11 protein-coding genes are annotated in these 15060 nt (G+C 38.0%); 4 read left to right on the plus strand and 7 right to left on the minus strand.

Annotated elements, in window-relative coordinates; translation table 11 throughout:
- Window positions 1-25: 25 nt before the first annotated feature.
- Complete coding sequence (locus F2B13_RS19385; protein WP_149304894.1) at window positions 26-727, minus strand: hypothetical protein; 702 nt, start codon at window positions 725-727, stop codon at window positions 26-28.
- Window positions 720-2039 (minus strand): tyrosine-type recombinase/integrase, encoded by a 1320-nt coding sequence (locus F2B13_RS19390; RefSeq protein WP_149277660.1) that lies wholly within the window; start codon window positions 2037-2039, stop codon window positions 720-722. The genes F2B13_RS19385 and F2B13_RS19390 overlap by 8 nt, the downstream gene beginning before the upstream one ends.
- Window positions 2040-2368: 329 nt before the next feature.
- On the opposite strand from F2B13_RS19390, the gene F2B13_RS20790 reads away from it, so the two are divergent.
- The 4 genes from F2B13_RS20790 to F2B13_RS19410 all read left to right on the plus strand — a co-directional run bounded on the left by F2B13_RS20790 (window position 2369) and on the right by F2B13_RS19410 (window position 7793).
- Window positions 2369-4336, plus strand: a complete 1968-nt coding sequence (locus F2B13_RS20790; RefSeq protein ID WP_149304895.1) for a thrombospondin type 3 repeat-containing protein — start codon at window positions 2369-2371, stop codon at window positions 4334-4336.
- 516 nt (window positions 4337-4852) lie between these two features.
- Window positions 4853-5815, plus strand: coding sequence for a carboxypeptidase-like regulatory domain-containing protein (locus F2B13_RS19400; protein ID WP_149304896.1), 963 nt, complete (start codon window positions 4853-4855; stop codon window positions 5813-5815).
- A gap of 108 nt (window positions 5816-5923) precedes the next feature.
- Window positions 5924-6916 carry a toll/interleukin-1 receptor domain-containing protein gene (locus tag F2B13_RS19405; protein WP_149304897.1) on the plus strand — a complete coding sequence of 331 codons (993 nt, stop codon included), beginning with the start codon at window positions 5924-5926 and terminating at the stop codon, window positions 6914-6916.
- A 550-nt stretch (window positions 6917-7466) separates the two neighbouring features.
- Window positions 7467-7793, plus strand: a complete 327-nt coding sequence (locus F2B13_RS19410) for a hypothetical protein (RefSeq protein WP_149304898.1) — start codon at window positions 7467-7469, stop codon at window positions 7791-7793.
- 161 nt (window positions 7794-7954) lie between these two features.
- Here the strand turns inward: F2B13_RS19410 and F2B13_RS19415 are convergent, their stop codons facing one another.
- The 5 genes from F2B13_RS19415 to F2B13_RS19435 all read right to left on the minus strand — a co-directional run bounded on the left by F2B13_RS19415 (window position 7955) and on the right by F2B13_RS19435 (window position 15057).
- On the minus strand, window positions 7955-9904 hold the full coding sequence (locus tag F2B13_RS19415; RefSeq protein ID WP_149304899.1) for a DUF262 domain-containing protein: 1950 nt from the start codon (window positions 9902-9904) through the stop codon (window positions 7955-7957).
- Complete coding sequence (locus F2B13_RS19420) at window positions 9897-11237, minus strand: DUF262 domain-containing protein (RefSeq protein ID WP_198440167.1); 1341 nt, start codon at window positions 11235-11237, stop codon at window positions 9897-9899. The genes F2B13_RS19415 and F2B13_RS19420 overlap by 8 nt, the downstream gene beginning before the upstream one ends.
- A 5-nt stretch (window positions 11238-11242) precedes the next feature.
- Complete coding sequence (locus tag F2B13_RS19425; RefSeq protein WP_149304901.1) at window positions 11243-11455, minus strand: restriction endonuclease subunit S domain-containing protein; 213 nt, start codon at window positions 11453-11455, stop codon at window positions 11243-11245.
- Window positions 11456-11462: 7 nt separating this feature from the next.
- Entirely contained in the window at window positions 11463-12023 is a 561-nt protein-coding gene (locus F2B13_RS19430; RefSeq protein WP_149304902.1) for a hypothetical protein, read from the minus strand.
- Between the two features lie 67 nt (window positions 12024-12090).
- A complete protein-coding gene (locus F2B13_RS19435; protein WP_149304903.1) occupies window positions 12091-15057 on the minus strand; it encodes a type I restriction endonuclease subunit R in 2967 nt (988 codons plus the stop codon).
- Window positions 15058-15060: the final 3 nt, after the last annotated feature.

A 15060-nucleotide genomic window follows, 5' to 3' on the forward strand; every position in this document is an offset into this window, starting at 1 on the left:
ACGCATAATTTATTTTTTATCAACGTCAATCTATTTTGAAAATCCGTTTAAAAAGGGCGGTCTCTGCCTCAATTTCCGTAATCAAAGGTGGTTTTTTTGCCTTCTTTCGGGGCAGGGGGGATGCTTCTTTTTTGTCAGGTGTTTGGAGCTTTCCTATCCGTGGTTCCGTCTTAGTGTATTTTTTGGACAGGTCCGGAAAATTGACCGCAATTACTTTCTTCAGGTCAAAATTGCCTTTTGGTAGACCGTCCTTTTCTGGGTAGAAGTATTGTAACAATGTCTCGAGATGAGCCTTAAAGTGGTCGTATTGCATTCGGAACAATCCCTTGACGGTATCGTTCAAAGGATCATGTACTTGGTCGAGATTTTGTTCCAACCAATTACAGATGTAAAACAGGCATTCTACCTGTTCGAGGTACAAGGTCAGTGCGTAATCGAACCCCATGGCATCGGAATCGGCCTTTTTCTTGAGCAGTTGATGTATATTGTCCTTTAACGAGGCCCCCTTCAATAGCGCCCTGCCATTGTTCCTGCCCTCCTCGTAAACGACCGGTCCCTCATAACGGTCGAGTACCAGGATCCGGCCACGGTATTTTTGGTAATCGAACCCCTCATGGCCCTTTAAAAATTCGTTTACCTTTTTATTATCGGGAATATAGAAGAAGAGCTCTTCCCAAAGCACGGGAAGCAATCCTCTGTAAAATTTGGAAAGTTCCGTCTTATCCATCCGTATCCCTTAACATGGTCGAATAATCCTCGGGCAGCATGGCATCGATATCGCGCAGGTACTTTTCCAATGAGGTCATGGAAGAATGCCCGGTTATGAGCATCAACTTGCTCTTGGCCTCGAAGGGGGAGGATCCCTTTTCCAACGCCCTGTACAATTTGGTGATAAAGGTATGCCGAAAACTGTAGAGGGTATAATCCGTACCCAGACCGAAATGGTCCTTTACTACCCTTTTGAACCGCTTGGTAAAATAGTCCCTCCGGTTCCCTATGGCCGTTTCCCATTTGCCTCCAATCTTGTCCGGTGTGAAGAGCACGTATTCCTTTTCCAAGGTTTCAATGTCGGGCAGGCCCGTCCACAGGATGTCCGGTATAATCTTTGTCTTCCAATGGTCGTTCTTGTCCTTGAACCGGACCGTTCGGCCTTTCAGGTCAATATCCTTGACCTTAAGACGGCATACCTCGATAGGGCGCAAAAAATTATATGAAATGAATTTTATGTACAAAAGCAATAGAGGATCCTCCGCTTTCAAATGTACGAATATCTTTTCCTGGGTCTCCCGGGAATACCTTTTGTGCCGCTTCGGCACCGATTTTAGGACCGGTATCTTTTTGATGAAGTTCTGTGCGATGATATCGTTGTCCACCAAGACCTGTAGGACACTACTGAGGTCCGTCCTGAAATTGTTCCTGTTGCGAGCACTCGTTCTCGACAGGACATCGTTGAGGAACGTTGTGACCGTTTTCTTGTCAAGGTCCGTGATATTTACGAGATCGGGACGGTTGGCCTCCGTCCATTTCAGGAAGTTCTTTATTTTGTTTTCGTAGCCCCTTTTGGTAGTAGGGCTCAGGATCTTCTGTTTTTGTCCGATCGCAAAATCAAAGGCCTCTTGAACGGACATTTTCGGCCCGTCGGAAGTTTGGTCCGGGGTACTTTGGGTTACACTTTTAATATCCTGGTCTTTGTCCGGTTTGCTTTTGGCCTTCAAACGGTCGTGCAGTTCCGTATTGTCGCCATAGGGATCGTATCCCTCTTTCAACAACCTTAGCAGCACCTTTCTGTAGGTCACCAGAACGGACAGCCTATCCTCCTTTGTCTTGAACTTATTGGCGATTCCGTAGAAGGGGGTCTGACGCTTCATCTTTCCCGTTTTGGGATCGCGAAAGGAAAAATAGACGTACCAACGCTTTTTCAGGTCGCCCTTGCCGGAGTATATCTTGGGCCGTGAAAAATTTCGCTCTTTTGCCAAATCGTATGCACTTTCGTATTCATTTTCGCTCTCAAAGGTAAAAAGATCTTTAAAATCGGGCATAAAAAAACGGTCTAGCGAAAACTAAACCGTTGTTCTTGAGTGCTTTAAGATTCGTAGCGGGGACTGGACTCGAACCAGCGACCTTCGGGTTATGAGTTCGAAAAAATCGCCTAAAAAGGCCTATTTGCCCCTATATTTTGTTAAAACCGTATTCGGAAACGTATGCGTTGGTTAAACTTAATTTCAGCTAAATATACAGGTTATTTTTGACTTGAACTTGAGGTTGGAATATTCCATAAGCTCGAAAAATTTTCTTACATTGAAAATCCCCTTTTCGGAGTACCTATCCACTACTTTTTTCTATTGGTAGATTTATAATATCGCCAAAAATGAAATTTAAGATTCCCGCAATTGTATCTCTTATCTGTTTTCTATTTCTTATTACCTGTACCACAGAGGATAAACCCGAACAATTTGATTTAAGCACTGAAGTGCAGCCGGAAGATGGAGGGGCAATACGACCTGCCACGGGAACTTTTGATTCAGGGGAGGAGATTAAACTAGATGCCAGACCCTCGGAAGGATACTTTTTTAAACACTGGAGCGGTGATATTAATGGATCTGATAATCCCTATAGTATAACAATAACCTCAGACCTAGAGATTACGGCCGTATTCGAAAAATTGGATGATGATAACGATGGTGTGGATAACGAAATAGATAAGTGTCCTAATACTCCAAACGGTGAGTCCGTCGATGCTGATGGTTGTGCCGATGGGCAACTGGACTCCGACGAAGATGGAGTGAGCAATAATTTTGACGAATGTCCGAACACACCAAATGGAGAATCTACAGATGAAAAAGGGTGTTCATTAAGCCAAATAGATAGTGATGGTGACGGAGTGTTCGATGATGAAGATGATTGCCCTTCGACCCCTGAAGGTGAATCTGTAAATGAAAATGGCTGTTCTGAAGATGTTGAGGACAGTGATTCAGATGGAGTACCTAACGACAGGGATCTCTGCCCAAATACGCCCTCGGAAGAAGTTGTAGATGAATATGGTTGTGCCTTAGCTCAAAAAGATACTGATAACGATGGAGTGGCTGACGATGATGATCAATGTCCGGAAACCCAAGAAGGGCAGGCAGTGGACGAAAGAGGTTGTAGTAACGCTCAAAAGGATTCTGATGATGACGGTATAAGCGATGATATTGACGAATGCCCAGATACTGGAACAGGGGAAATAGTTGATGAGGTAGGTTGTAGCAGCTCTCAGAAAGATTCGGACGGTGACAGTGTTATGAATGACATGGACGAATGTCAGGATACACCTTTAGAAAGCGAAGTCGACGAAAATGGTTGTGCGGACTCCCAAAAGGACAGTGATGGAGATGGTGTAACGGATAATCTGGATGCATGTCCAGATACTCCAACCGGAGAAACCGTAGGGACTAATGGTTGTACAATTGTGGCTATGACTTACGTGCCGGATGATAATTTTGAACAATATTTGGTCGATCAGGGCTATGACGACGTTCTAGATGACTATGTTCTAACGGAAAATATAAGTCTGGTAGAAGAACTAAGTCTTTTTGGACCAAATGATTTAATAAATATCGATTTAACAGGAATCGAAGATTTTAATTCTTTAACGACGCTTTCAATTTATAAGTATAAGATAACCTCCTTATGGGATATAGGAAATAATCCGAACTTAAAAAGTTTGTTTTTAGGAGAAGAATTTTCGGTCAATTCGCTAGAAATAATCAATCATCCTAGTATTGAACGAATAAATATTGATTATGCTCGTATTCCCACTATAAATATAAGTAACAACCCGAATCTATTATTCATGTATAGTAACGATTTGAGGGTAGACGAAATGACGGTTTCAACAAATCCTAATTTAACTACATTTGCTTTTATGGACCTAACCATAACAGATATCAATATTACCAATAATACCAGTCTCGTAGGATTTTTAGGCGAAGGATTCAGTTATACAGGAGACTTGGATCTTTCAAGCAACCCAAATTTGGAACGCATTTCAGTAGAGGCTAGTGGTAGCGCATTTAAATCACTAAATACTTCCTCACTTAACAAACTAAAAGTTATCTTATTGAGCAACCCATTCCTAAGTACTATGGACTTCACTGATAATGTTCAATTGGAAACCTTAATAATATTGGGGTCTTTGATAACTTCATTGGATGCGGCGAGTAAGCCCAATCTAGTAGAGCTAGATGTTCGTGGCCCCAACAATATTTGCATCAAGGTCTCACAGGATCAATTAGACAATATACCCATAGGCTGGACCAAAGACCCCGATGATGTTTATTCTCTGACTTGTGAATAATAGGTCTTTTTTTTAATTAGTGAAGACTTCCATGATTCTAGCCTTATCCTGAAAATTAATGATACAGTTTATGGATTATATAGCAATTGTAGCCTTCCCTAATTACAAAAAGTTATTGGGAAACGTAAATAGACAAAGTAAAGAACGATGCTCAAAAGAAGGAAATGCTATCAAATTCCAAAGTTAAAACTATGACTTATTTTTGGATTGGTCTAGTCAAAATTCGTTTGAAGACCTATAATGGACATCTGTTTATCTTGTCCAACCAATTTTCAAAATACTAATCATTAATACTCATTTTCCTACTATAAGATATTAAAAATGATTAGATTAGATATAGTGAAGGGTTATTTTGAAAATTGAATTACGAATGTTAACCTTAAAAGGTATTTACCTAACATTCTTAAATTTTGAAAATTTTAGGTGTACTTATTTATAGAGAATTCAACCTAAAATTCAAGGCTACTATAGTAAATTGAAATCATCATATATTCATCTAAATTCATTCATTTTAATATGAAATCAATTAAAACCCTTTTCTTGATAATGACAATGCTATTTTTATGTCCTATGATGTCTCAAAAAGTTTCGGGAACGGTTCTGGATAGTACAGGTTTAGGGCTTCCCGGGGCAAATGTGGTTGTAAAAGGTACCACAAATGCCGTACAAGCGGATTTCGATGGTAATTATGTTTTGAGCAATACGTCATCTAAAGATACTCTTGTGTTTAGTTATATTGGGTTTTTAACACTGGAAGTTCCAATAGGAAATCGTTCTATTATTAATGCAAGAATGATTGAAGATCACCAGGCATTGGAGGAAGTAGTTGTTACCGCTATGGGAATGCGCCGCGGGAAGTATGATCCTTTAGACGAAGTACCGCGATTTCCTTGGCCGCCACCCCTACCTTCTACTAAAATTGAAATTCCTAGGAATGTTATGGCCAATTGCAATTACCTTGACGATGTCAATGATATATTGGTAAATGCGCTGGTGGAAAATGGTTATCACGATAAAGGTTATTTTTTAGTGCCAGCAAGGCAAAAGGATGGATTTGCACTTGCAACCCAGCTTGAACAAATCGATAAAAATGGTATTGCTAAAAAAGATCCAAATCGATGGAACATTACGCCTGTAGACGATAATTTTTCCTTCGATTCATTTATCAGTGCATTATTTTTTTCAAATCCAGGTTATTTTCGGCTAATTGTCTTTATTGTTACCGATAAGCCTTTCAGTGCAAATGGAAAAAGGGTAAGTCGCAAAACTGCCCTTGCTTGGATTCAAGAGGGTGTAAACAGTTTTCCAGATAGACTAAGAAGAGTTCCTTTTACCAAAAGACATCATGTCACGGCGTTAATCTATGAATATGAGTTGCCAGAAAACGCCTTAGGGGCTTCACTTCTACAACCCAGTAGACACTCGGGTTTAGAACATTTGAAAAAATCAAACTTATGGAGTGCTCTAGCCAAAGAATGATGTTATTACCTAAAATGAAATTACCACTACCTTGGAAGATATAAGTCTGCATCAAGGTAGGGAACTTATGATTAAGTCCAATTTATGGAGTGTTTTAACAAAGTATGAATGAAAACACTAATTAATTACCGCAATCTACTACTGACAATATTTACCAGTGCTTTTGGATTATTATTTCTTTTGCTTATTATTTTAACGATTAGCGGCAAGTATTCAACGAGAATCTACATTCCTTGGCTTTGGCTCAATTTCCTCTATATTCCACCAATACTATTTGTTCTCAGAATCAAGCAAAGTGCTATAAAAATTGTGCCTTCAGGAATTGTTAGCTTTGCAATTTTGTATGTTATATCAACGTTCATAATTTTTTTCTTCCAAGAGTTAAATAGGCGAATTACTGGCGATTTAACCTATATAGCCTATAGCAATGCGCTACTGTTGTCTGGTTTGATTCTAATTCCTTTAGAACTTATATTAATCTTCTTAATTCGGAAAAAGTTAATACTCATTAAATTAATAGATGACAAATTAAAATTGCTGGACGTTGACCCTAAGGTATTTATATCCTACAACCATCGGGACGTTGATATTGCTATGATGATAAAAAACGCTTTAGATAAAGCAAAAATTCCTGTAATCATTGACCGAGTCGATATGAAACCTGGTCAGGCGATAACTAATTTCATAGAAAATTCTCTCAAAGAAGCATCAGTTGTAATCTCAATAGTATCAAACAATAGTTTAGCGTCCGCCTGGGTTGCAAGAGAATCCAATGACACATTCCTGTTGCAGACCTATGAAAACAAAAGGTTTTTTGCTTGCTATTTAGATGAAGACTTTTTTCAAGAAGACTATACTTTAAAAACTGTGGCCAAAATTGATAAAAGAATAAAGAAGTTACAGAAAATAATTCGTCAACACGACACCGCCGGTATTGACTCGAGGGATTTAAATGAACAAAAGACAAGACTAATGACTTTGCGTAACAGCTTGGATAATATTATTGGGAGACTAAGAAATAGCCTATGTTTGGACGTGAGAAAGCGCGATTTTGATGCTAGTATGAAAAAAATTATAACGGAAATTAAAGCGGATATATGAAATCCTACTTTAATAGTCGTAAATATATTTCGGGCACTTTGAACTCAATTTTTACACAACCTTTATTTTAACGTAAGGAGAAAATTGAAAAGTTAGCTCAATTTCTTGATATCCTTTGAATATCTTGAAGCCTTCAAAAGAGGTAAGTCTTCAAGTTGGTTTATGCCTAATTTTTAGGGAAGAATTTATTAGTAATTTTTGTTATGTTTATGCGATAATTTTTTCAATTTGAAAATTGAAGATTAAAAGGGGTACTACGGAGCAGCGTTTTCTGGCATGATTCGGAAATAGGGTGAAGCATATAAAACCAAATAGTATGGCAATCTTAGGTAAACTTATTCAAGAAAAAAATGAACACATTAATTTTAGGTCAGGTAGCGTGCTCGGCGATGTAATCATTTAAAAGGAATATTTACAATTACGTACATATGCCAAAGGGGACTTAGAAAGAGAAAGTGGTTCCAAGCACAACATTCAATTTACCCGTGAAATGGCAAGTGAATTTCGGAAATATTTGAATGAATTTTTAAGCCAATAAAAATAGGACTTCGTGTACACCAAAACCAAACCAGAAATTACCTTTCTAGAATTTTTACAATTAGCAAGACCTATTGTGTCCTTTTCAAGTAAAACTGGTAAGCCCTATAGAATCACCAAATTAGAAGGTACAATTCTATTTTTTATCCGAGAATCAACAGAAAAAGAATGGTCTATGGATTTGGAAGGAGTACATCAGGCATATTTGGAATTAGAGGACTTTAAAACAGTAAATTTTAAACCGTTTGTACCCATTACGCATTCCCCCGCTCTTGGTTTATTGTTGCATTTAAAATTGTTAGTTGGTAACCTGGATTCTTCAATTATGACCGGTGCCTAAATCTGGGAAGAGATCTCAACTGCTGATGTCTTCTGAACACTGGCCTGTTAAAGCTTTTCTATTGCAGCTTCTAACGCGTGTTTTGTTATATTCCATTGGTCAAATAATTAGTACAATATATTCAGGTACTTAAAATATCTCCATATACCTGTCAAATAAAACTAGCTTGAAATCAACAATTGTTCCATCTCCTTGCCATGCTTAAATATCTCAGCTTTTCCCCAATTAACTTCTTTCATCATGAGAGATTGTTTAAGGCTGTCAATTCCCACTTTTCGGTAATAATCCTTTTTTGCTTCGGGCATGTGATTACTCAATCTGGAATTCTTGCTGCTACTAATCAAGCAGAGGTTCCCAAAGTGATCACAAAGTTCTTGTTCAATCTTGTGATCTTTTGCGATAGGATTTTGAGGATAGTAATGTTCTATGGAACTTCGAAAAGCAAATTCAAATTTATCTGAACCAGCGGTTCCTTGTTTCCAAAGGATAAAGTCTAAATAATTGAAGATAAAATTCTCTACCGAAGTACCTGAATTGAGCTTATTTAAATCGAAATCTTCAGGTCTACCTTTATTTTGTGGTTCCCCATCCAGAAGATAGATGATATCATAAAATTCTACAATCTTGGATTCCCTAGCGAGGTATCGGTCAAAAAGGAATGACTTGGCAAGCTTACTCAAGTAATCAATATATTCCGATGAATTTATAGGATCATTCGATTTTTCGTCATAATTATAGAAAACGTATTGTAAAGCAGCATTTAGCCAATGCTTGTAAACCAAAGTCGGTGTGGAAACATGAAACATGGAGAGTAGCATAATCAACTCCTTGTTGACCCCGCTTGTGTCTTCCTCATTTCCGAAAGTATTCACATAACTAACTTTATTTTCCTTCCCTTGACCCTTATACCATTTCAAACGTTTCATGCTCCATTGATCTTTTTCTCCAATGAATTCTCGCTTGATGATATAATTATCAAAAAGCCATTTACACCAGAGCAAATTGATGCCAAACTCCATAACAAACTCTTTTTTATCTCCTTGATTCTTTAATTGATCGTAGAAAATATCAAGTAAGCGTTTGTCATCTAGACTAATATCCTCTTCAGTTTGTATTCGCAAAACATGAAGTAAAAAATTCGAAAAATTGATAATGGATGTGAATCGCTCAGGAGCATCATCTTTTTGAATATCATCAGATTCTAATTTTCCATTGAATTCTATAATCTCAAGAATGTTTTTCTCAAATTGGTCAGCGTTGTTTTTATTACCGCTCCTTAAGGGAAATACTAACTCGGCAAGTTCATCTAAGGTATCACAGGTAATCTCATTCCAGTTTCTTTTTGTAAAAACTATATCTCGCTGTTTTACATTAAACCCATATTGGACATATCGCTCCATGTCAGAACACGCCTCCCAAACAAGATTAAAAGCATAGCTTAATTCTTCGTCTCCATGCAATACTTCGAGGAGTTTAGCTTTCAAAATCTCATGCTTTTCAAGCTGTTCTCCTCTCGTGTTCATAATCTCAAAATAGTGGTTGAGATCTGTATCTTCGGGAACAGAAACCCGCATTACATGAACCTTGTCAGCCAAATATTCATAGAACTCTATGATTACAGAAGGTTTGATAAGAAGCTTCTTCAGTAATTTTTCGATGTCTTGGTAGGCCTGCCTTATATTTGAATTATAACTTTTGGAAGGATCAAATTGTAATTCGCTCGTTTTTCTTGATATAACCTCAAGAGCCTCACTCGATTTTTTTCTACTGTCAAAGAATAAGTTGAGCTTGTAAGGGATGATGTAATTGATTTGATCTTTATACAATCGATTCAATACACTAACTAAAATATTTAGGGTGGTCAGACGTTGTTGGCCATCAATCGTTTCATAGACTATTTTTCTGTTTTCTTCAAGTCTTTCGTATACGACCAATGTACCGATGTAGTAATTGGATGCCCTTTTTTCGGATACCGCGTAATCGTAAATATCCTGAATTAGCTGTGCAATCTCAGGCTCTCCCCAGGCATAATTTCGCTGATAGATGGGAATGATATAGTCTCCTGAATCAAAAATTTCCCTTATGCTAAAGGTATTGATAGGTTCAGCCATGTAGGTAGTTTAATCGTTTAAAAATAGCTTCTAATTCCTTGGTTTTACTAGACCTTACTTGGTTCACCACCGACAGAGACAAACTCAAGACTTCCTTGGGATGGATTGCGTCTTTTATAGTCTTAAAAGTGAACGGAGCTTCAAGGGCATAATTGTCCATAGAAGCCAGCTGCACATTTTGTAAGTTCAGACGAAGACTATATGCCCAAAGAAAAAACTTTTCGATAGCCCGGTCAATTTCCACCATTCCAAATTTGTCTAGATAATACACTAAAGCACAATCAAAAAGTGATCGCACGTATTGATCCCCAGAACGGGTGCGTGCATTGTATGTATTGAGGGTTTTTAAAATTTTTTTGGAGTGATCCGAAACATTCTTAAGTTTCTCTTCCAAATCGACCTGTCCGATGTAATGATTGATCATTTCAAAGAAACGCTTCCCATTGATTATCACCTGATCGATTTGGAACGGATAGGCCATGGATTTTTGGTCGATATTGCGATGAAAGTCCTGATTGTATCCCTCAACATAAAAATGGCCTATCCGATATAGATCTGCGAAAGGGAAGGGCTCTTCTACACTTGGACTGATCCCTTTGAAAATGTCCACCCTGTTTTTATCAAATTTTCTCGCTGAGGCTCCCCTAGACCAGTTTCGTATTCGATAGAGGTAGTTGGCAAAGACACTTTTTAATTCATCGGTATCCAATCCTTCCCAAGTTTCCACACTTTTCAGACGCTCGGCCTCCGTCGAAATTTTACTCATCTCCCTCAGATGATAGGCCTTTAGTAAATCATGGGGTTCGAGATCTTTTCCTCTCGCATTTTGGGAATCGAAAAACTGAAAAGCTTCTGATACATCCTCCAAGATTACCTCTACTAGCTCGCATTTTTGGTAGAAAAACAACACCGTATCCACGTCAAAATCATCCACTCTGCGGGCGATTTCACGATAGTGGTTTTGGATGTTTTTGAGGGAAATAGAATTCGAAAAACTTAACCCTTCAAACCATTCGGAATAGATAGCATCCACTTTGGCCTTTTTGAGCTCAGCTTGTAGTCGATTTATGTTTTGGTAAATTGCTATAGCAATCAGAATGAGGGTGATGGTACGTTGCTGTCCATCTACAATATTGAGTTTCTTTTTTTCATCGCGATAAAACACGATGGTTCCCAAGCGATAGGCCGACCGGTTACGGTGGTGAAAAATATCATCAATAAGCTGATTGACGTTTTTGATAGACCATTTATAAGGACGCTGGTATTCGGGAATGCAAAGATTTTTTTTGCTAAGCAGGTCTTTCGTTTGGATGATTTTGGTATGTAAATTCATTTGGCTCATACTTTAGTTACCTTAATTTTATCCCTTACAGCACTGCCTATTAAACTAGCTTTAAATTCTTTAAGCTTATCTATATGGGATCGTTGTATGGCAATGGCTTGATCTATTTTATCATATTGGGTTTTAGTCTCTTGGACAATTGAAATTTGCTCCATAAATAAAAATGTATTCAAGTCGCTTAGTCTATTAATCTCAAATTCGTATTTCAAGACTTCTTTAACCCTTTGGTCGGGCTTTATTTGCCCAAAAATCCATATGGAGGTCTTGTAGTGGAGCAATTCCAATATTATCTATTTTCCCTACAGGGTCCGATTCAAGATTTTTCAAATCCACATTATTAGCCCAATGGGATAAACAGTCAAATTCTGTTCGATTGGCACTGTGTTCACTTGTTATTTCCTTGAATGCGTGAATGAGTGGCTTTAGCGTATTATGCTTTTTTCTATCCTTTGTATTCCAATAGTAGAAAAAATCTTCCATTGTTGTAGTTCCCATGAAAAGATGAAGTTGCTCGATAGAATTTATTTTTGATTTTTCGATTAGTTCAACTCTGGACTTTACCATTCTATTAAAATTCCTGTTGGCCGCCAGCACGACTTCCATTAACAAAATGGCAGGACGTTTTTTTGCTTTTTTGGTGTAGTTTTTGGCTGTATCATTTATGGAAGAATCAATAAGATTTTCGTAACCATGAGACCCCGGATTCATTTTGTTTTTTTCTATTTTATCAACAATTGATATAATTTCTTCAGTACTATTACAATCCTTGATGTGCATACTCTTTTAATATTACCTTATTTTGATCCATTTGGGACAGTTTTAACAATCGACAAGTTTTGCCTTTTTAATAATACTCCTTGATATAAGCATAGGCCCTATCAAACAGTATTTGATCCTTATGTAATTTATACTTCAACAAGGCTTTGCGTAATGACTTTTGAACTTCACGTTCCCCAGAACTGGTTTTTTGCCATCCTGGAAAACGCACTACCCTTACAATTGCATCAATATCTTCGACTATACGCTCTACCACCGCTGGAGTTTGATCCGTTTTCAATTCCAAGAATAGCTCTGTCAAGGCTGCCTTTGGTGTTTTTTCTTGTAATACTTCAGCTATCTCTCTTTCTGCTTTAATAGTTTCTTTGGCCAGTTTGCATAGTTCTTTTACAAATTCAATAGAAGTTATCAGGCCCATCTGAGCCTTGTCTCGAAGTGCTTCAAGTCGCTCGCTTAGGGACTTGAATTTTGGGTCCCCTGAATGCTCTTTAAATCTTTTTACAAGAAGTTTTTCTATTTTTTTTGCATTCTTTGGGTCGGGATTATTAAAAATATCTTCAATTACATCAGCATCCAAAACGAATTCTTCAAGCGAATGTACATCACCTACATGAACATTTTCATGGATCAATTTCGTTGTCTGAGCGCCCAAGGTGAACCACAATAATTTACCTATACCGTCAGCGGCAGGTCTAACGGATTCAAATACTTGAGTCAACCATTTATAATCATGTTGGTATTGATTAAGAATAGTATCCGGAGACAAAGACTCCCAGAGTTTCGATAGATATTTATAATCCTTTGCAAATGCATCTTTTTTGTCATTATTGTTAATGACATTTTGTGCGGCTTCCAAGCCTTCAAAGCCTTCAATACTTCTATCAACTCCTTTAAAGTGAGATAACGCTTCCTCGATTGCCTTAGGCAGCTTATCCCTTAACTCTGAAAGGTTTGAAATAACGCTCTTGATACTTTCTTCATCAAATTGCAGCGCTTTAGCCGCGTCATCAAATACTCCAAAATAATCTACAATACGCCCAAAGGATTTACCCTTATACAATCTGTTGGTTCTACAAATTGCTTGAAGTAGTGTATGGTCCTTTATGGACTTATCCAAATACATGGTCTGTAATATAGGGGCATCAAACCCTGTAAGTAATTTTGCAGTCACGATAATAAACTTTAGATCGGATTGTGCATCATTGAACTCATCTACAATTTTTTCCTGTTCACTTTTATTTATACCCGATTTCTGTTTGAACTCGAAATCATCATTTGCGGAAGTTGAAATTACTACCCTACTTGCTTCTTCTGGAAAGTATGTGTCTAAAACTTCTTTATATTTTACACAGGCATACCTGTCCGGAGTCACTATCATAGCTTTGAAGCCATGTGGAGCAACTTTTTCCTTGAAATGAAAGGCAATATCCTCAACTATCTTTGCCACACGTTCTGGTGATTTTAAAAAAGCTGACATTTTTGCGGATTTCTTATTTAGAGCATCAGCTTCTTCGTCAGAAAGGGCGGCACTTTCCTTAAACTCCGCAAATGCCTTGTCAATGGTTTCCTTGTCAACATGAACATCCACCAAACGCGGTTCAAAGTGCAATGGCAACGTAGCATTATCCCTTATGGAATCATGGAATGTGTATCGAGACATATACCCCTCTTTATCTTCTTCTGCCCCAAATGCCCAAAATGTATTTTTATCAGCCTTATTTACCGGTGTACCAGTTAAACCGAATAGAAAAGCATTTGGCAAGGCTGCACGCATTTGTCGTCCCAAATCTCCTTCTTGTGTGCGGTGCGCTTCATCAACCAAGACAATAATATTCTCTCGTGTATTCATATTAGGTTTAGCATCCCTAAACTTGAATATCATTGAAATGATAATCTTTCTCGTATCTCGTTCAAGTAGCGTTTGTAATTCGCTTATACTTTCGGTTGTTTCAACATTGGCAATGTCTGCAGCATTAAATGTCCCACTAATTTGCGTATCCAAGTCCGTCCGATCCACCAGTACAATTATTGTAGGGCTTTTTAAATCCTTCTCCTTCCTCAGCTTTTGAGCAGCAAACACCATTAAAAGCGATTTTCCTGAACCTTGAAAATGCCAGATCAGTCCTTTTTTAATACGACCTTCTTTAACCCTTTCAACAATTTTATTAGCCCCTTCATATTGCTGAAACCGCGGGATAATCTTGATGCGTTGCTTCTTTTTGTTGGTAGTAAAAAGTGAGAAGTTTTGCATGATGTCTAGCAGGCGTTGCGGACTCAACAAATCTGTAAGCTCTTTACCAACCTCTCCAAGCCCTAATCGCTTAGCAATATCATCTTCATCGTTTTCCAATCGCCACGGAGCCCAAAATTCTAATGGTGTTCTTATGGCGCCATAATAGAGTTCCTTGCCTTCAGTGGCAAATGACAGGATATTGGGAACGAACAATTGTGAAACTGCATCCTCATAAATATCATGTACCTCATGGGCGCCATCTAACCAGGTCACCGAAGGGCGAATAGGTGTTTTGGCCTCTCCAATTACAACGGGGATGCCATTTATGAACAATACAACATCGGGTATTTTGGTCTCTCTATGATGAATACGAAACTGGGTAGTTGCTATATAGCTGTTTTTATCAAGGTTTTCAAGGTCAATTAATCTTATGGGGACATGACGATTGTTTTCGCCAAATGGCATGGTCTTATCTCCATATAGCCATTTAAAAAACTCTTCGTTTGCACGAGCAAGACCAACTTGGTGCACAGAAATCAAGATAGCACGTAACTTATAAATAACCTCATCCGCTAAATCAGGATTGAGAGTAATCTCAGGATTCAACTGAATCAAAGCGTTCTTGAGATCCTTTTCGATCAACACTTCATTTATACTGCGCTGTAAGTCTTTGGGGGATTTATACTTCCAAGTTGCGCCGTACGAAGTAATATCATCCGACACTTCATTTGTGTTCAAATTGACACCAGTGAGCTGTTTTATGATGTAGTTTTCTACACTGTTTAATTCGTTGAATGACATTTA

This window comes from Pareuzebyella sediminis, assembly GCF_008367235.1.
GTDB classification, from domain to species: Bacteria; Bacteroidota; Bacteroidia; order Flavobacteriales; family Flavobacteriaceae; genus Pareuzebyella; species Pareuzebyella sediminis.